This is a genomic window from Agrobacterium sp. SORGH_AS 787 (genome assembly GCF_030819035.1).
Taxonomy (GTDB): Bacteria; Pseudomonadota; Alphaproteobacteria; order Rhizobiales; family Rhizobiaceae; genus Agrobacterium; species Agrobacterium larrymoorei_B.
In genome coordinates, this window is the sequence record NZ_JAUTBG010000002.1 from 2889906 (window position 1) to 2908940 (window position 19035).

Annotated in this window: 13 protein-coding genes; 5 read left to right on the top strand and 8 right to left on the bottom strand. The window is 59.0% G+C overall.

Annotated elements, in window-relative coordinates:
- Positions 1 to 91: 91 nt before the first annotated feature.
- Entirely contained in the window at positions 92 to 436 is a 345-nt protein-coding gene (locus QE435_RS23195) for a hypothetical protein (protein WP_062426460.1), read from the bottom strand.
- Between the two features lie 127 nt (positions 437 to 563).
- Positions 564 to 986 carry a secondary thiamine-phosphate synthase enzyme YjbQ gene (locus tag QE435_RS23200; RefSeq protein WP_349042790.1) on the bottom strand — a complete coding sequence of 141 codons (423 nt, stop codon included), beginning with the start codon at positions 984 to 986 and terminating at the stop codon, positions 564 to 566.
- Between the two features lie 298 nt (positions 987 to 1284).
- On the opposite strand from QE435_RS23200, the gene QE435_RS23205 reads away from it, so the two are divergent.
- Positions 1285 to 3837, top strand: a complete 2553-nt coding sequence (locus QE435_RS23205) for an HWE histidine kinase domain-containing protein (protein ID WP_349042791.1) — start codon at positions 1285 to 1287, stop codon at positions 3835 to 3837.
- Positions 3838 to 3939: 102 nt separating this feature from the next.
- On the opposite strand, the gene QE435_RS23210 is transcribed toward QE435_RS23205, so the two are convergent.
- The 4 genes from QE435_RS23210 to QE435_RS23225 all read right to left on the bottom strand — a co-directional run bounded on the left by QE435_RS23210 (position 3940) and on the right by QE435_RS23225 (position 10418).
- Positions 3940 to 4983, bottom strand: a complete 1044-nt coding sequence (locus QE435_RS23210; protein ID WP_349042792.1) for a DUF930 domain-containing protein — start codon at positions 4981 to 4983, stop codon at positions 3940 to 3942.
- Positions 4984 to 5019: 36 nt separating this feature from the next.
- The gene (rpoD, locus tag QE435_RS23215; protein ID WP_306933592.1) at positions 5020 to 7074 is read right to left on the bottom strand and encodes an RNA polymerase sigma factor RpoD; all 2055 of its coding nucleotides are present in this window, start codon (positions 7072 to 7074) and stop codon (positions 5020 to 5022) included.
- 494 nt (positions 7075 to 7568) lie between these two features.
- The gene (dnaG, locus tag QE435_RS23220) at positions 7569 to 9554 is read right to left on the bottom strand and encodes a DNA primase (protein ID WP_349042793.1); all 1986 of its coding nucleotides are present in this window, start codon (positions 9552 to 9554) and stop codon (positions 7569 to 7571) included.
- Positions 9555 to 9965: 411 nt separating this feature from the next.
- Complete coding sequence (locus QE435_RS23225) at positions 9966 to 10418, bottom strand: GatB/YqeY domain-containing protein (protein WP_349042794.1); 453 nt, start codon at positions 10416 to 10418, stop codon at positions 9966 to 9968.
- 326 nt (positions 10419 to 10744) lie between these two features.
- Here QE435_RS23225 and carA point away from each other — a divergent pair, with 326 nt between their 5' ends.
- Positions 10745 to 11950 (top strand): glutamine-hydrolyzing carbamoyl-phosphate synthase small subunit, encoded by a 1206-nt coding sequence (carA, locus tag QE435_RS23230; protein WP_306933598.1) that lies wholly within the window; start codon positions 10745 to 10747, stop codon positions 11948 to 11950.
- 59 nt (positions 11951 to 12009) lie between these two features.
- On the opposite strand, the gene QE435_RS23235 is transcribed toward carA, so the two are convergent.
- Positions 12010 to 13413: an MATE family efflux transporter gene (locus QE435_RS23235; RefSeq protein WP_309771400.1), complete on the bottom strand. Its 1404-nt coding sequence runs from the start codon at positions 13411 to 13413 to the stop codon at positions 12010 to 12012.
- Positions 13414 to 13731: 318 nt separating this feature from the next.
- On the opposite strand from QE435_RS23235, the gene QE435_RS23240 reads away from it, so the two are divergent.
- Together QE435_RS23240 and QE435_RS23245 are read left to right on the top strand one after the other, a co-directional pair.
- Positions 13732 to 15819 carry a methyl-accepting chemotaxis protein gene (locus QE435_RS23240; protein ID WP_349042795.1) on the top strand — a complete coding sequence of 696 codons (2088 nt, stop codon included), beginning with the start codon at positions 13732 to 13734 and terminating at the stop codon, positions 15817 to 15819.
- A gap of 152 nt (positions 15820 to 15971) precedes the next feature.
- On the top strand, positions 15972 to 16451 hold the full coding sequence (locus QE435_RS23245; RefSeq protein ID WP_349042796.1) for a DUF2938 domain-containing protein: 480 nt from the start codon (positions 15972 to 15974) through the stop codon (positions 16449 to 16451).
- Here the strand turns inward: QE435_RS23245 and QE435_RS23250 are convergent.
- Positions 16448 to 17323: a LysR family transcriptional regulator gene (locus QE435_RS23250; protein ID WP_349042797.1), complete on the bottom strand. Its 876-nt coding sequence runs from the start codon at positions 17321 to 17323 to the stop codon at positions 16448 to 16450. The two genes, QE435_RS23245 and QE435_RS23250, sit on opposite strands and share 4 nt — an antisense overlap.
- Before the next feature lie 124 nt (positions 17324 to 17447).
- Here QE435_RS23250 and QE435_RS23255 point away from each other — a divergent pair, with 124 nt between their 5' ends.
- On the top strand, positions 17448 to 19031 hold the full coding sequence (locus QE435_RS23255) for a proton-conducting transporter membrane subunit (protein ID WP_349042798.1): 1584 nt from the start codon (positions 17448 to 17450) through the stop codon (positions 19029 to 19031).
- The last annotated feature ends 4 nt before the right edge of the window (positions 19032 to 19035 follow it).

The window sequence follows — 19035 nt, forward strand, 5'->3', positions numbered from 1 at the left end:
CGCCCTCCCCTGTGAAAAACATATCTGTTCGCAGAAACAAAAATGCCCCCGCCATCCTCATGACGGAGGCATTATCCTGATGGATCAGCCGTTAGCGGCGGATGACAGGGCAGCCGCGAACATTGGCAAACACGACACGGTCGCGGCCATAGCGGTCGAAGCCGGCGACAACCACGCGGCGCGGCGAAACGTCAACGACGCGGGCGCGACGAATGCCCATGCGGCTTGCCTTTTCTTCCGCAAGCCAAGGCGAGCAGCGGTCACGGCCACGATCCGGACGACCCCAGCCTGGACCGCCGTGGCCGCCATGGCGATAGCCATCCTGAACATACATGCCGTACCGGAAACCATCGGCAGAGGCGCTGGTGGCTGTGGCGGAAACGCCGCCGAGTGCAATAAGGGCTGCCAAACCTGCTTTTACAAAGTTGCCAATCATGGGTCTTGCTCCGTTTCTAAACCATGGCCTGGCATTCCAGCCAGACCGATTGAGCAGACGCTAATCAAGTGCTGCTGAACATTATCAGAACCGGTCATTCACCCGTCGTTCAGGCAAGACGCACGTCTTACGTAGAAAGATGCAGCATCACGTCGCGCCGGTGCGGTCGATCCCGATGCTCGAAGAGATAGATGCCCTGCCACGTGCCAAGCACCATACGCCCGTCGGACACGGGAATGCCGATCGAAACCTGAGTCAGCGCTGCCTTGATATGCGCGGGCATATCATCCGGTCCTTCCATGGTATGAACGACCCAGCGCATCGCCGGATCGCTGGAGGGCGGCACAAGGCGGGAGAAGAACGTCTTCAGATCGCGCTGCACATCCGGGTCGGCATTCTCCTGTATGATCAACGAGCAAGACGTATGCCGCACGAAGACCGTCAACAGGCCCTCCTCCACCCCGGCGTTTTTCACGAATGCAGCCGCTTGATCTGTGAATTCATAAAGACCTTGTCCCTTTGTGGTCAGTTCGATCATTTTCTGCGGCATAATTATTCTTTCCTACTGCTGGAACCGAAGTAAAAGCGAAACGTTGTTGATTGCTATGGGCAAAGTCTGTGCGTACTGGGCGCACTCCCCACGAACGAGACGATCTATGAATTGCCTTGCAAGCGCAGAAGAACTTGGAATATGCACTCTTCTTGAAATGCAAGACAACGGCTCTGGGACCTTTGCACCCTCTCCTGAAAGGAGAGAGATAACAAGGGATTTCCACCGGCTAAACTCTTCCCTTCAAAGAGCGGCCCACCTGCAGTCCAGCATAACACTGCGCTTGGAACACTGACCCATGATGCCTTTAGACCAGAAGGTCGATCTCACAAACTGCGATAGAGAACCGATCCACATTCCAGGCAGCATTCAGCCGCATGGCTGTTTGATCGCGTGCGATAACGCCATGCGCACCATCCTTCGCTATTCCGAGAATTGCGAAACCTTTCTGGGCATCTCAGGCGACCTGACCGGGCGCCAGATCGAAGAGATTTTCGGCCACACCGCCGTCCATGATCTGCGCAATGCCTTGACTGTCACGGCAAACAGCAACCGCGCTGCCCTCCTGCCCAATGTCCGCATGGGCAACGGCAAAGCCTATGATGTTGCGATCCACCGCTATAAATCCATTACCATTATAGAGCTGGAAGCGGCGACCGATGAGGCACAGCCTCTTCACACCGCTCAGTTGATGATCGACCGCATTCGTGAAGCCGACAATGTCGACAGTCTGATTTCCCGCACATCCCGCCTGATCAAGGCGATGCTCGGCTACGACCGTGTCATGATCTACCGCTTCGAGCAGGATGGCGCTGGCAAGGTCATATCGGAAGCGAAACAGCCGGCGCTCGAGAGCTTTCTCGGCCAGTATTTTCCGGCAAGCGACATTCCCCAGCAGGCGCGCACTCTTTATCTCAAGAATACGCTCCGCATCATTTCCAGTACCGAAGGTGAAACTGTCCCAGTCATCCCGCGCATCGATGCATCCGGAGAACATCTCGATCTCTCTTACGCCCATCTGCGCAGCGTCTCGCCCATTCACCTGGAATATCTTCGCAATATGGGTGTGTCGGCATCCATGTCGATCTCCATCATTGTCGAGGGCAAGCTGTGGGGACTGATTGCCTGCCATCATTATTCTCCACGAATCCTGCCCATGCCGGTGCGCATTGCGGCGGAAATGTTTGGCGAGTTCTTCTCCCTGCACCTTCAGGCGCTCAAACAGCAGAAAAAGCTGATGACGACGCAGGACGCGCATGCCGCACTCGACCGGTTCCTGCGCCTTGCTACTCACCAGACGAATATAGAAGAGCTTCTGGCCGACAACCTGAACGACTTCAAAACGCTGATGCCTTGCGATGGCGTTGGTCTCTGGATGAACGACAACTGGTATGGTGTCGGCAGCACGCCACCCGATGCGGCCATTCCCCAGATTGGCAGGCTGCTGCACTCCGTTGCTGAGGGCAAGGTGTGGGCGACGCATGCCCTGTTGAACCACCTTCCAGAAGCGGAAGAGTATAGCGACCAGACGGCGGGGCTGATGGCGGTATCGCTCTCGCAGGTGAAGAACGACTATCTCCTGTTCTTCCGCAAGGAACTGATACAGACGCTCAACTGGGGCGGAAATCCGGAGAAATCCTATCAGACCGGACCGCTGGGCGACCGTCTGACGCCGCGCAAGAGTTTCGCGATCTGGAAGGAAACCGTTCACAAGCAAGCCCAGCCCTGGACGGAGGAAGACCGCCAGATTGCCGAAGCGGCCCGCGTTGCCCTGGTGGAAGTGGCCTTCCGCCATAGCGAGTTGATGGCGGATGAGAGAGCGCAGGCGGAAGTGCGCCAGCGCATGCTGAACGAAGAGCTGAACCACCGCGTCAAGAATGTGCTGGCGATCATCAAATCCCTGGTGGGCAACCCCACCCAGGAAGGCCGCACGCTGCAGGAATATGTGACGGCACTGAAGGGGCGCATCCAGGCGCTTTCCTTCGCGCATGACCAGGTGGTCCGCGGCGAAGGCGGCGGCATGTTGAAAGATCTTCTTGAGGCAGAACTCTCGCCCCATCGGTCGCCCGAGACCGTGATTTCGCTCGATGGAACAGCCGTTGTACTGGATTCGCGCGCCTTCTCGGTCATGGCGCTCGTGCTCCATGAGCTTGCGACCAATGCCGCCAAATATGGCGCACTTGCCCATGCCGGCGGGGAGCTTTCGGTCGCTTGGCGCCTCAACGAGCGGCGTGACGTCGTACTCGACTGGCAGGAAAAAGCCCGCACCAGAATAACGCCGCCGGCGAAAACCGGCTTCGGAACGGCCCTCATCAGCCGCAGCGTTCCCTATGACCTCGGCGGCAAGAGCCGCATCGATTATCTGCCCCATGGTCTGGAGGCACAAATTCTCATCCCCGCGCGCCACGCCTCGGTCAGCGTCGTGGAGACGGCCAACGACACGCAGATCGGCGGAAAAGCCGATTTCGCATCCTATTCCCCGGAGGACAAGTTGAACGTATTTCTCGTTGAAGATCAGATGCTGATCGCCATGGATGTGGAGTACATGCTGGAACAGCATGGCATTACCGACATCGAAACGGCGACATCATCCGCCATGGCGCTGGAGAAGCTGAAAACGGCAAAGCCGGACGTCGCGATCCTCGATATCAATCTTGGAACCGACACGTCGATCCCCGTGGCCTACGAATTGCTGAGACGTGAAATCCCCTTCATGTTTGCCACCGGTTATGCCGACGGCATCATGGTGCCGGGCGAACTTTCGCATGTGCCGATCATCCGCAAGCCATATGACGAGGATTCTTTGCTGTCGTCTATCGGCAAGCTGGTGGGCAAGAAGGTCGAGGCGTAACGCAGCGTGCGCTCTTCAGGGCGCACCGAAATCGCGTTCGCGTCTGGGCAGCGTGCAGTCTGAAAGACACTTCCGGTCTCCCAACCGCTTCCATGGAGGTTATCAACCTTCCGGAAGCTTGAGGCGCTTGACGTCTTCCGGTGCAAGCTGGTCGCCGATGTGAAACCGGAAATCCGTCACGATGTACTTGTCGATGTCCACTTCGCATCGGTAATCGACCGCGAACCATTTGTTATTGCCCATGTTGAACGCACCTTTGGCGTTCATGAGATTGCCAGAGATCGGATAGTTCTTGGCCGTGTGGGGCTGCAACCCAATAAAGGCGCCCCTGCTCTCTTTAATCTGTGCCATTGTCTCAGCAATGCATAGTTGCGCCACGCGCTGTTCGGGCGACAACTTGCCCATGATCTGTCGCAGCATGGGTTTCGGGCGTTTACCGCTCGCGAGTAATTTCTTTGCCGGCTTCAATTGCGGATTTCCCTCACCAGAAGCTGGGGAATCCACTTGTGCAGGCTTGACCTCTTTTGGGTCCGGCTTCGGTGCAGGCACCACAGTGGCCACCTGATCCTGGAGCGGCGGGGTCTCGGAGGCAGCGATCTCGCCGGTAGCGGCGTTGGCGAGCGGTGCCGATGACTGGGAGGGCACTGGCGTCGGGGGTGAAGGCGCTTGCGGAGCTGCCTGTGCCTCCGGCTTGGCAACCGTTACGCTTTTTTGAGCGTCAGGAACGGCTCCCTCACCCGGCTTTGGTTGCTCCTGCCCACCCTCGTCCGTCTGTTTCCCGGGCTCATCGAGCTGCGTCTTGTCCGGGCGAATGGCAACACTTGGAAGGCTCGAAGCTTGCTCGCTCTTTGGCGGCGGCGGTGGAGGTGGTTCCGGTTTCTTTGCTTCTTCTGCCTTCTTCTCCGGCAGCGGCTCTGCCTTCGGAGGGTCGACCAGTTCCACGCTCACGCTTTCAGGTTCGGGAGGCTTGGACAATTGTCCAGGCAACTGAAAATAGAAACTGCCGATAACCAAGACGTGCAGCAGCAAGGATATCGGGATGGTCGAGATTCCCTGCCGCACAATCTTTGTCGGTGGCTTTTCCATAGGCGTTGATATCTCAGCCGAATGAGGATCGGCCCCGTTGAAAGCAAAAAACCCGGCCATCGTCTGACCGGGTTTTAAATCTTGTGCGACTGCCGATCAGCTGTCGAGGAACGAGCGCAGCTTGCGCGAACGGCTCGGGTGCTTCAGCTTGCGCAGCGCCTTCGCCTCGATCTGGCGGATACGTTCGCGTGTGACGGAGAACTGCTGGCCGACTTCTTCCAGCGTGTGGTCGGTGTTCATGCCGATGCCGAAGCGCATGCGCAGGACGCGCTCTTCACGTGGCGTCAGCGATGCCAGAACGCGGGTCGTCGTTTCGCGGAGGTTTGCCTGGATGGCAGCGTCGATCGGCAGAAGCGCGTTCTTGTCCTCGATGAAGTCCCCGAGATGCGAATCTTCTTCGTCACCCACCGGCGTTTCGAGCGAGATCGGCTCCTTGGCAATCTTCAGAACCTTGCGGACCTTTTCAAGCGGCATCGCAAGCTTTTCAGCCAGCTCTTCAGGGGTCGGTTCGCGACCGATTTCATGCAGCATCTGGCGCGATGTGCGAACGATCTTGTTGATCGTTTCAATCATGTGCACCGGAATACGGATCGTGCGCGCCTGGTCTGCGATCGAGCGGGTGATCGCCTGACGAATCCACCACGTCGCATAGGTCGAGAACTTGTAGCCGCGACGGTACTCGAACTTGTCGACCGCCTTCATCAGGCCGATATTGCCTTCCTGAATGAGATCGAGGAACTGCAGACCGCGGTTGGTGTACTTCTTGGCAATCGAGATCACCAGACGAAGGTTGGCTTCCACCATTTCCTTCTTGGCGATACGTGCTTCGCGCTCACCCTTCTGCACCATAGAAACGATGCGGCGGAATTCAGCGATCGAAATACCGGTTTCCTGCGCCAGGTTCTGAATTTCCTGGCGGATATCGCGGATCGTGTTGTTCTCTTCGCGCGCAAATTCCTTCCAGCCCTTGGCTGCAAGATTGGCGATCGACTTCATCCAGTTCGGATCGAGTTCCGCACCGTGATACTGCTCGAGGAAGCTATCGCGCTTCACGCCGTAGGACTCGGCAAGACGCAACAAACGACCTTCGTTCTGCATCAGACGCTTGGAAATGTCGTAGAGCTGCTCGACAAGGCTGTCGATACGGTTCTGGTTCAGCGACAGCGACTTCACCGCCGTGATCAACTGATCCTTCAGTTCCTTGTAGCGACGCTCCTGACCAGTGGACAGCGTGCCCGTGCAGGCAAGACGCGCCTCGACCTGCTGATCCTGAAGCTTGCGCAGCTTCTTGTAGGTATCGGCAATCGTGTCCAGCGTTTCCATGACCTGCGGACGCAGTTCCGCTTCCATGGCCGCGAGAGAGAGGTTCGACTCGTCGTCGTCCTCTTCTTCCTCTTCCGGCGGCAAGCCTTCGCCGCCGACATTGGTCACGTCGTCATCGCCGCCCGGATTGCGGGCGCGGCGGGTCTTTTCCTTTTCTTCGGCAGCCTTGCGGTCAGCCTCGATCTTTTCCGGGCTCTGGAACTGCGGCGCGGCCTTGGCCTCAGGACCGGAATAGGTCGTTTCAAGATCGATGATCTCGCGCAGCAGCGTCGTGCCTTCATTGAGTTCGTCGCGCCAGATGATCAGCGCCTGGAACGTCAACGGGCTTTCGCACAGGCCGGAGATCATTGTCTCGCGGCCAGCCTCGATGCGCTTGGCGATCGCAATTTCGCCTTCGCGCGACAGAAGCTCTACCGAGCCCATTTCGCGCAGATACATGCGCACCGGGTCGTCGGTGCGGTCTGTCGGCTCTTTCTTTTTGGCGGTCGCAAGTGCTGTGCCGCTGGAAGGCGCAAGTTCGCCACCCTCGGCCTCTTCACCGTCGGAATCGTCGCTATCGGCCTCAGGGGAGGCTTCCTCAGCGTCCTCGTCCTCAACGACATTGATGCCCATTTCACTGAGCATCGCCATTATGTCTTCAATGCGATCGGGGTCGACCTGATCGGACGGCAGAACTTCGTTGAGTTCGTCCATGGTGACGTAGCCGCGTTTCTTCGCGGCCTTGATCATTTTCTTGACCGCGTCATCCGAAAGATCGAGAAGCGGCCCATCCGTCGCGCCATCGCGTTCGTTTTCAGCTTCTTCGTTTTCTTTGACTTTGGTTGCCATCTATCTCGTCGCTTTCCCTGACGCTCACATCCGCCTCGGGCCAACGCCGTCCACCTTACAAAGGTTTCCGGCGACGGCCCCGAATCACGTCAAACACCTAACGGAATGATCTTTAATTGCCGATTAAACGCGGCACCTACCGGTGGAACCTTAAGACAGTGCATCCGGAAATACGTGCTCATGCAGTTTCGATCCGCCAAGGTCCATTCCACCTTACTTTTCCTGAAATGGTGATTCCCGCTATTTCCCGTTACGTCAAGCCTTTCCGGCCAGACCTAGGGTTAAAAACCGAAAAAGCCGTCATAGCGGCAACATTTTGCGGGCCTTCACCAACTTATCCCCTATTTAGGGCAATAATTACAAAAGGCAAGCCTGAGCGCGTCGAAACAGCACATGCGCGCCGCACGAAAACGTCACGCAATTTTGCTGCAACGAGAAACGGCAAAGCAAGAGCTTCACGCGCGGCAAGCCTATGTCACCGATCAAGACCGGCTTCATCCATGCCCGTAAGCAGGCCCCTTCACCCTGCCCGACATCACACCGAAACCATCAATGATCGCTTCCTGATTTTCCATACGTCCAATCTCAAGCTGCACTTCGGAAAGGGCGCGCATCAGAAGACCGACACGCTCGCCATCGCCTGCCTCCGTCGCCTCGGCAATCTCCCGCTCCAGATCGATCTTCTGCCATCTCAACGCCTTGGTACGCTTGTGAAGCGACAGCGCCTGCACATAGCCCTCACGCGCATCCTCAGGGGCTGCCTGCTCGGTCGCAGTCCAGAGCCGCGCATTGCGCACCTGCTGGTTCATCGCCTTCACAAGCGCGTCGAAGCCGTGCGCTTCCAACCGCTCCATCAGGCTGGCACGCGAAAGCTCCGCCGCGTTCTCCGCGGCATAGGTCAGCACCTGCGACCAGAGACGCTGAAGATCACGGTTTTCGTAGTCGATCGCGGCAATCTCGTCATATTCCTCCAACAGCAACTGCGGATGGTTGACGATGGTCAGCGCCAACACACTTTCGCGAAGCGCTGGCGTCGTCAGATACCCCTTCACCAGACCGGACTGGCTGAGCCGATCGGAAATCCCACCGCCAGCGCTGGAAGACGCTCCAGCCTGCCCGCGCTGCCCATTCCTGCCATTGGCCGAGGCACCACGACCGAAATTGCGGTTCGGCATATTGCTGCCGCCGCGCTGAAATTGCGGCTGAAAGAACGCATTCAGCCTGTCGCGCATATCCTGCTGGTAGAAGCGGCGCACGCTTTCGTCGCCAATGACCGAAACGATCTGGCGCAGACGGTTTTCCAGCTCTGCACGCTTTTCCGGCGTATCGAAAGCGGTCGATGCGGTCTCACGGCTCCAGATCATCGCGGCCAGCGGCTTTGCCTCGGAGAGTACACGGTCGAAAGGCGCCCTGCCCTCGTGGCGCACCAGATCGTCCGGGTCCTTACCGTCGGGAAGCAAAGCGAAGCTGACAGAGCGCCCCGGCTTGATATGCGGCAGCGCCAGATCCGCCGCACGGTTGGCTGCACGAATACCCGCGCCGTCGCCATCGAAGCAGAGCACGGGCTGTGACGACATCTTCCAGAGAAGCTCAAGCTGGTTCTCGGTCAGCGCCGTACCGAGCGGCGCGACGGCATTTTCGACGCCCGCCTGATAGAGCGCGATCACATCCATATAGCCTTCGACGGCAATGACCGTTCCAGCAGATTGTGTGGCCCGGCGTGCACGGGCGAAATTGTAAAGGACGTTGCCCTTGTGAAAGAGCTCGGTTTCGTTCGAGTTCAGATATTTCGCCAGCGCATCCGCCGCCATGGCGCGCCCGCCAAAGGCGATAACCTTTTCGCGCGAGGACAGGATGGGAAACATGATGCGGTCGCGAAAACGGTCATAGGAAACCGGCACATTCTCATGCACCACAAGGCCGCAAGCCTCCATCTGCTCCTTGCTGATGCCCTTGGCGGCAAGATGCTCTTTCAACGCATTGCGGCTGTCCGGCGCATAGCCAAGGCGGAAGGTCTCGATGGTGCGTCCGGTCAAGCCACGATCGCGCAGATAGGCGCGCGCTCTCGCTCCTGCCGCCGTCTGCAACTGATCCTGGAAGAACAGGGTCGCCATTTCCATGACGTCCTGAAGCGAGGCCCGCTCGCGTTCGCGCCGCTCGGCCTGCACATCCGGCTGCGGCATGGCAACGCCTGCCATATCGGCAATCTGCTGCACAGCCTCTGGAAAGGCCATACCGTCGAGGTCCGTCAGGAAACGGAAATGATCGCCGGACACACCACAGCCGAAGCAATGGTAACGACCCTTGCGATCCTCGCAGTGAAAGCTCGGACTCTTTTCGCCATGGAATGGGCAGCAAGCCCAATAGTCGCCCTTCGAGGCGTTGCTCTTCTTCCTGTCCCAGGTCACGCGTTTGCCGATGACATCGGAGATGTTCACCCGGTCGCGTATCTCGTCGAGGAAGGAGTTTGAAAAGCGCATTGTACCTGAAATCTCTGCCGGCCATCCGCCGATCTTCTATATAAGCCTGTCGGCTGCAAAATACCAAGCCTGCCGCGCCATCATGCCTGTTATTCACAGTCTACCGCACAGACGCAAATCACCTCGCCTATCGAAACTTCAGGCGAAATTGCGGCAGAAACCCCGCGCTCCAAATTACCTATTTGTAATTTGAAGAAGGGCAAGACGCGTGGCAATCTCTCATCATCGACATGAGGTCGAGAGTGATGAGTAACGCCGGAAGGCCCGGGCGAAATCCCCCCACCGCTCGCCCGATAAGAGATCGCCAGTCCGCAGGCGTACCTTCCGGTAAAAGAAAGGCAGGGCACCCACATATGCCCTGCCTTTCTTACGTTTATCGTCAGTCAACGGTCGCAGTGGAGCGTGCCGGATTTACTTCAGCAAATCCTTGATCTGAGCGGACGCCTTGCCGAAATCGATACGACCCGGATAGCGCTCCTTCAGCACAGCCATAACCTTGCCCATGTCACGCAGGCCCGATGCCTCCGTCTCGGCAATCACGCCTTCGATAATGCCGCGAACGTCCTCCTCTGGAATCTCTTCCGGCATGAAAGACTTGATGATGGCGATTTCGTCCCGCTCCTGCTTGGCGAGTTCATCGCGCCCGGCCTTCTCGTAGATGGCGGAAGACTCTTCGCGCTGCTTGATCATCTTGGCGAGAATCTGCAGGATTTCCTCGTCCGAAACAGGCTCCTTGCCGACACCGCGATTGGCAATATCGCGATCCTTGATCGCCGTCTGCACCAGACGGATCGTCGACAGGCGAAGGGCATCCTTGGCCTTCATGGCTTCTTTCAGGGCGCTTGCGAATGTATCGCGGATCATCTCTGTTTCTCCTTGGAAAGCCGGGCGTGAAGATATTTCCAGCGCAAGACTTTCCTTAACAATTGTGCGGGTGACATAAACGAGCAGGCGCCAATCGGCAAACCCTTTGCTCAAGTTCTTGAAGAGGCTTGCTTTTAATTCCTGCGGATTCACCGGCCCCGCGGTTGACCGCACGGACCGCTTCCGTTATTTTCCGGCACCTGCACGAGAATTTAACGAAGGTTACGACGCGAAGGCTTTCGCGCGTCCTTACTCCGCGAGAAAACATGACCGCTTTCGTCCTGCCTTTCAAGAGGCGGGCCGGACCGGCAGAAACGGAAAACGAGATGACCGAGACAGCTCCCTGGACAACACGCAAACCGACCGCCATGCTCGTTCTTGCAGATGGCACCGTGATCGAGGGAACCGGCATCGGCGCAACAGGCAAGGTTCAGGCGGAAGTCTGCTTCAACACCGCGCTGACGGGCTACGAGGAAATCCTGACCGACCCGTCCTATCTCGGCCAGATCGTCACCTTCACTTTCCCGCATATCGGCAATATCGGCACCAATGACGAAGACATCGAAGACCTGACGCCGGCAGCACGCCACGGCGCGGTCGGCGTCATCTTCAAGGCCGATATCACCGATCCGTCCAACTACCGCGCTGCCAAGCATCTCGACGCCTGGCTGAAGAGCCGCGGCATCATCGGTCTCTGCGGCATCGACACCCGCGCGCTGACCGCCTGGATCCGCGAAAACGGCGCGCCGAACGCAGTCATCGCCCACGACCCGAATGGCGTTTTCGATATCGAAGCGCTGAAGGCAGAAGCCAAGGCCTGGAGCGGTCTCGTCGGCCTCGATCTCGCCATCGAAGCCACCTCCGGTCAGTCCTCCGTCTGGAACGAAACGCCATGGGAGTGGGGCCAGGGCTACGGCACGCTCGGAGAAAAAGACGCCAAGTACCATGTCGTTTGCGTCGACTTCGGCGTGAAGCGCAACATCCTGCGTCTTTTCGCCGGTCTGGATTGCAAGGTTACGGTCGTTCCGGCACAGACCTCTGCCGAAGATATCATGGCGCTGAAGCCGGATGGCGTCTTCCTCTCCAACGGTCCGGGAGACCCTGCGGCGACCGGCGTCTATGCGGTCCCCGTCATCCAGAACCTCATCCAGACCGAGCTGCCGATCTTCGGCATCTGCCTCGGCCACCAGATGCTCGGCCTTGCCGTTGGCGCCAAGACCGAGAAGATGCACCAGGGCCACCATGGCGCAAACCACCCGGTCAAGGATTTCACCACCGGCAAAGTGGAAATCGTCTCTATGAACCACGGCTTTGCGGTGGATGCGAAGTCTCTGCCGGAAGGCGTTGAAGAGACTCACACGTCGCTCTTCGACGGCACCAATTGCGGCCTGCGCATCACCGGCAAGCCGGTCTTCTCGGTACAGCACCACCCGGAAGCATCGCCGGGCCCGCAGGACAGCCACTACCTCTTCCGCCGCTTCGTCAACCTGCTGCGTGAGAAGAAGGGCGAACCGGCCCTCGCAGAGCGCTGATAAGACTCGTCTTTATTCCAGATGATACTCGGCCCACCTCAAAGCGGGCCGTTTTCGTTTCACGCTTTACCTGCCGTCTTCATCTCGCGCTTCACCAACAGATAGAAGCGTGTCGTCAGCATGATCGCCGCAGCACTCAGCCCCACGACAAATCCAGACCAGACGCCGACGCCCCCGAAGCCGAGCGGAAAGGCCATGGTCCAGGCGAGTCCAAGGCCGATGGGCCAATAGGAAATCAGAGCGAGAAGAGCTGGCACACGTGCATCCTTCAACCCGCGCAGCAAGCCTGCCGCCACGGCCTGGATACCGTCCACCAGCTGGAACAGACCGGCCATGACGATAAGCGTCGACGCATAAGCCAGCACCTGCGGCGCCTCGGGAAGGCGCCCATCGAGGAACAGGCTGCCGAGCCTTTCAGGCACCAGCGCGAAGAGTATCCCGCCGCAAATCGCAATCACGCAGGCGACTGCATAGACGGTGATCGCAGCCCGGATCAGATTGGGATAATCGCCTCTGCCATGAGCAACGCCAATGCGGACTGTGGCGGCTTGCGACAGTCCAAGCGGGATCATGAAGGCAAGCGAGGCCAATTGCAGCGCAATGCCGTGGGCCGCAAGTTCGATCGTGCCGATCTGGCCGATCAGAATGGAAGCGGCCGAAAACAGCGTGACTTCCGCCAAAATGGTAATGCTGATGGGGAGACCAAGACGCAACACCTCGCCAAGCGCCTTCCAATCCGGCTTCCAGAAGCGCACGAAGAGCTCGTATTGGCGTGTCTCTTCCTGCGTCTGAATATAGAGGACAATGAACACGAGACTGAAAAGATTGACGATGACGGCCACCACGGCAGCACCATTCATGCCCATAGCGGGCAGGCCGAAATGGCCAAGAACAAGGCCATAGGCTAGGACGCCGTTGAGCAGCAGCATGGCGATCGTGGCATAGAGAACAATGCTCGCACGCCCGATAGCACTGACCAGACCGCGCATCACATAGAACAGCAGGCCCGGAAGCATGCCAAACTTCGAAATGGCGAGGTAATCGCCGGTCAGCTTCGCCACGTTTGGATTTTGCCCAAGCGCCACCAGGATACGCTCCGCATTGTGGAAAATACCGAGTGCCAGCAGCCAGTAAGCTATCGCCACCCACATGCCCATGCGGAGCGCGCGCCGCGCAGATGTCGCATCCCCCTGCCCGTAGGCATTGGCAACCATGGGAACGACGGCGACAGAAAAGCCGGAGCCGAAGATGAAGACGACGAAAAAGAACTGACCGGCCAGCACCATGGCGGCAAGCTTTTCTGCGCCGAGCTGGCCGACGATGATCATGTCGGTGGTATGAATGCCAAGCTGCGCCAGTTGCGCTCCGATGAGCGGAATACCCAATGCAAGCGTAGCGCGCAAATGCGCGGCCCATGAACTGCCGCCCTGCGACACGTTCCCGACAGCTTCCGACGAAGACATGATCCCACCTCAAACTGAAACCGCTTCCAGAGGATGCTGGAAGCGGTAGATCTCTTGCATAAAAGACTTGGCAGAACTGCGCAACAAAAAGGCGCAATGCCTGAAAATCAAGCTGTCCACTGCCGTAACGGAAGATCAAGTCGATCGATCCGCGAAGTGCTATGGAAAACATCAGCTTAAGCTTATATTTACAGTTCTCACTCAAACGTTTCTTAGCTGATGAAAATCAATTCTCGGGTGCATGATGCGCGCCGCAATTGCCAATGGCATGTTTCCAGTCAATCCGGTCTCAGGCCGGACCATCCGAGGACCATTATTTTGTCCACGAAATCGAACTTGATGACGCGGATCGTTATTTCCGCTTCCTGTCTTGTCGTCGCTGCCTTCGCCGGTTTCTCCATTTACATCGACAGCCTCCAGCGCAGTGCTGCCAACAGCTTTGTTTCCGAAAAGGTCAATTCCACTGGTGAAGAAGCAGCAACCAGCATTGCCAACTGGCTGAACGGGCGCGTCATCATGACCGAGATGGTTGCCTCTGCGCTGAGCAAGGGCGCCGATCAGGTAACGCTCCAGAAGGCACTCGAGAACGACGTTCTGGCTCGCGAATTCAAGTCCACCTATTTCGGCGATGAGGCCGGTGTCTTCACCATGTGGCCCAGCGAAAAAATGCCGGAGGGCTATGACCCGCGCAAACGCCCATGGTACCAGGCGGCCGTTGCGGTCAACGCGCCGATCCTGACCGAACCCTATATCGATTCCTCCACCAGCGAACTTGTGGTCAGTGCCGCCATCCCGGTGAAGCGCAGCGGCAAGCTGGCAGGTGTTGCCGCAAGCGATTTCACGCTGACAAGCCTTGTCGACATCATCAAGAAGATCGACGCCGGCCCGGATGGCTACGCCTTCCTCGTCAATAATGACGGAACAATCCTCATCCACCCGGATGCGGGCGTGATCTCCAAGAAGCTCGCAGATCTCTTCCCCGTGGACACGCCGAAGATCAGCACCGCGCTTAGCCAGACGCAGTTGAACGGCGCCGATAAGATCATCAGCTTCATTCCGGTGGAGGGCTTGCCGTCCGTCAATTGGCACCTCGGCTTTGTGGTCGACAGCAAAGCCGCCTTCGCGTCTGTCTCCGACTTTCGCGTGGCGGCGATCATCGCGACGGTCCTTGCCGTTGCCTGCATGATCGGCTGCCTGATTCTGCTTCTTAGCCGCGTGGTCATCGCACCGGTAACGCGCATGACTTCCGCTATGGAGCAGCTTGCCGCCGGCAATCTCAATATCGCCATTCCCGGCCAGGAGCGCACCGACCAGATCGGCTCTATGGCCAGCGCCGTTGCCGTCTTCCGCACCAACGCGCTGGAGCGCCAGCGTCTGGAGGGCGATGCCGAACGCAACCGCACCATGACGGAACAGGAGCGCGCCGAACGCGAGCGGCAATCCTCGAAGGACAGTGCCGATATCCAGTTTGCCGTCGATGCGCTGGCCGAAGGCCTGACCCATCTTTCCAATGGCAATCTCAATTACCGTATCAACACGCCTTTCGTTGCGCGCGTCGATCGCCTGCGCTCCGACTTCAACGACTCCATCGCCAAGCTCAATGCAGCTCTCGTCAATGTCGGCCACAACGCGAACGCCATCGACGCGGGCGCAAGCGAAATCCGTCATTCGGCGGATGATCTCTCCAAGCGCACCGAGCAGCAGGCGGCGTCCGTCGAAGAGACCGCAGCAGCGCTGGAAGAGATCACCACCACCGTCAAGGATTCGGCCAAGCGCGCCGAAGAGGTCGGTCGTCTGGTGGAGCGCGCACGTCAGAACGCAGAACAATCCGGTGTCGTCGTTGGCGATGCGGTGAAGGCCATGGAGGGCATCGAGCACTCGTCCACCGAAATCTCCAAGATCATCGGCGTCATCGACGAGATTGCCTTCCAGACCAACCTGCTTGCGCTCAATGCAGGCGTGGAAGCGGCCCGCGCGGGCGAAGCGGGCAAGGGCTTCGCGGTCGTTGCCCAGGAAGTGCGCGAACTCGCTCAGCGCTCTGCCAATGCCGCGAAGGAAATCAAGACCCTGATCAGCACCTCCACCACGCAGGTTGCCTCCGGCGTGACGCTGGTCGGCAATGCCGGCAAGGCGCTGGACACCATCGTTGCGGAAGTGCAGGAGATCAACAAGCACATCGACGCCATCGTGCGCGCCACCCGCGAACAGTCCACCGGTCTGCAGGAGATCAACACCGCGATCAACACGATCGACCAAGGCACGCAACAGAACGCTGCAATGGTGGAAGAGCAGACAGCCGCCAGCCATGGCCTCGCCACGGAAGCCGCGGCACTGAAGACGCTGCTCGCCCAGTTCAAGCTATCGCAGAACGAAAGCCGATCCAGAAGCTACGGCCAAGCCGCGTAATCAACAGAATGAACCGCAACGATAAGGCCCGAAAACCGAGAGCGGTTTTCGGGCCTTTTCTGTCGCGTCGGACACGGGAGAGCCTCCCTGCCCTTGCCACCCCCTCAGGCGCGAGACATGATTTCTAAATCACGATTCGGGAGGCAACACGGATGTGGGAAATTCTCTGGCGCGGCACGGCGATGGGGATCGGCGGCACAATTTTCATGGATGTCTGGGCGATTATCCTGCACCGCGCCTTCAGCCAACCGGCCGCCAATTGGGGGCCCGTGGGCCGCTGGTTCTGGCATCTGCCCAAAGGCAAGGTCTTCCACGACAGCATTGCGACGGCTGAGCCGCACGCCAACGAAGTCGCGATCGGCTGGATCGCCCATTATGCCGTGGGTATCCTCTACGGCATTCTCCTTGCGCTCATCGTGCCCACCGGCTGGTTCGCAGCCCCCACATTCCTCTTGCCCTTCATCGTCGGCATCGTCACGGTCGGCGCAGGCTGGTTCCTGCTGCAACCCGGCATCGGCATCGGCTGGGCTGCCTCCAAGACACCGAACCCCAACAAGGTGCGCGCGCTCAACCTCGTTGCCCACACGATCTTCGCTCTTGGCATGTTCGTCACCGCTTTGCTGATCGCTTAAGCTTCACCCTGCAGAAGCGGCTTCAACAGCGGGTTGGGGAAACGGCGCTTGATCGTCACGGCGTAGAAGGATTCGACCATGCCCGGCAGCGCGTCGAACTCCACCAGCGTTCCTGCCTCCAGTTCTCCTTTGACGACGATCGGTGGCAGGACCGCAAGCCCTGCTCCCTCGCGTGCCAGAAGACGCATCATCGCCATGTCATCGACTTCCGCCGCAATCTGGGGGCTGAGGCCAAGCCGCGCTGTCAAGGCCTCGAACTGAGCACGCACGCCGCTTTCGAGTGTCGGCAGGATCACCGGATGTTCGGACAAAAGATCGGCGAGCGTCGCACCCGGCTTGCCGAAGGATGGCCTGCCGACGAGGCTGACCCGTTGCTGATAAATATGTTGGGCGATGAAGGGTGTCACGGAATCCGCCATCGGCGGCTGGTTGAGAAGAACGATATCGAGGTTCAGCGTTTCCAGCGCGCCCAACAGCTCGCTTGTGCTGCCCGAACGGAGAATCATATCGACATCCGAACGCCCCAGGATCGGCCGCAGAAACTCGATCTGGAAGTTGCGTGACAGCGTCGCCATTGCGCCGATACGGATGGCGCGGCGGCTTCGCCCCGTTTCCTTCAGCGTCTCGATCAGTTCTTCACCGGCAGCAAAGATTGTATCGGCGCGGTCAAGCGCAATGCGCCCCGCCTCCGTCAGGTAAAGCTGCCGCCCTCGCCGCTCGAAGAGCGCATGACCGAGTCGCTCCTCCAACTGCTTGATCTGAATGGACAATGCCGACTGCGACAGGTTCAGCCGTTCGGCCGCACGCGTCAGATTGCCGTCGTGAGCGACCGCGCGAAAATAGCGAAGATGATGATAATTGAGATCGGACATCGTTCTATTTTATAGAACGTTTTGCGCGAAACAATGAATTTTTATGCGGCTCCAGTTCCTGCTACTTCGTCTGTCACACGCCGCTGCTCATTCTCCCGCAGCAGCCACAGACCGGAGAACTCCCGTGATCTATGCTCTACCGCTCCTCGCGCCCCTCCTTCTCGCCTATGCTTCATACAACGCCTTTAAGGCACCGGGTCTTCGGCCCCGTGCGGCGATCCGCGTCGCCGAACTCGCCGCCCTTGCGTCCATTCTCATCGCGCTCCTCTCAGGCCTTGTCCTCGCTCTCCACGGACCTGGCACCAGCCCGGCGTTCGGCTACGGCTATATTGCGCTCGCCTCGAGGCTCGACCTCGTCAGCTTGGTGATGCTTCTGCTCGTCTCCTTCATCGGCTGGGTCGTGCTGCGTTATGCCGGGACCTTTCTCGACGGCGAAGCGCGGCAAGGACCCTTCACCGGCTGGATGACGGCGACGCTTGCAGCGGTTCTGCTGCTCGTTCAATCCGGCACATTGCTGCAACTCGTCATCGGCTGGTGCGCGGCAAGTCTTCTGCTTCACAAATTGCTGGTCTTCTATCCTGAGCGGGTTGCTGCCAGGCGCGCGGCCCGCAAGAAGTTCTTTGTCTCGCGGCTTGGCGATATGGCACTGATCGGCGCCGTTATCCTGCTTGCCATCGCCTTCAAGACGGGTGACATCGCCACCATCCTTCTTGCCGCACAGCAGGGACAAGGCCTGCCGCTGACAGTTGCTGCCGCTGCACTCCTTGCAGTCGCTGCCCTGCTGAAGTCCGCACAGTTTCCCACTCATGGTTGGCTGACGGAGGTCATGGAGACGCCCACGCCCGTTTCCGCGCTCCTCCACGCGGGCGTCGTGAACGCTGGCGGCTTCCTCCTCATCCGCTTCGCCGATGTCATGCTCCAGGCACCCATCGTGCTTGCGGTTCTGGTCACGGTCGGTGGCTTTACCGCGATCTTCGGCAGCGTGGTGATGCTGACCCAATCCTCGGTAAAGACGTCGCTCGCCTGGTCGACGGTAGCGCAGATGGGCTTCATGATCCTGCAATGCGGCCTGGCGCTCTTCCCAATCGCACTGCTGCACATCGTCGCGCACTCCCTCTACAAGGCCCATGCGTTTCTGTCGTCCGGCTCGGCAATCGAAACCGTCGCCTCGATCCGGCGTCCCGGCCCGATCACCATTCCCAATGCAAAGGCGGTCACGCGCGCCTTCCTGTTGGCTCTCGCCATCTACGCGGTGATTGGTCTCCTCTTCGGCTTTGCCGACAAATCACCGCAGGCGCTGGCACTCGGTGCAATCCTGATCTTCGGCGTCGCCTATCTGATCGCCCAGGGTCTGGCAGATGCCGCTCCGTGGGCGCTCACCTGGCGCACCTCGCTCTACGCCGTCCTGGCCGCAACAGCCTATTTCGCCCTGCAGAAAATTGCTGACGCGCTGATGCACGGCACGCTTCCGCCTCCACCACAGCCCGGCCCGCTGGAATGGACGCTGATGCTGCTCGCCGTCGTCACCTTCGGTCTTGTGGCAATCGCCCAATCGCTCTTCCCCCTCTGGGCCTATCATCCGGCAGCGGCGGGTCTTCGCGTCCACCTCGTCAACGGACTTTACGTCAACGCCCTCTTCGATCGCCAGCTCGGCGGCTGGAAACTTCCCGCCTCTGCCACCGCAACCTCTGCTTCCGTGAAGGAGTAAGCCT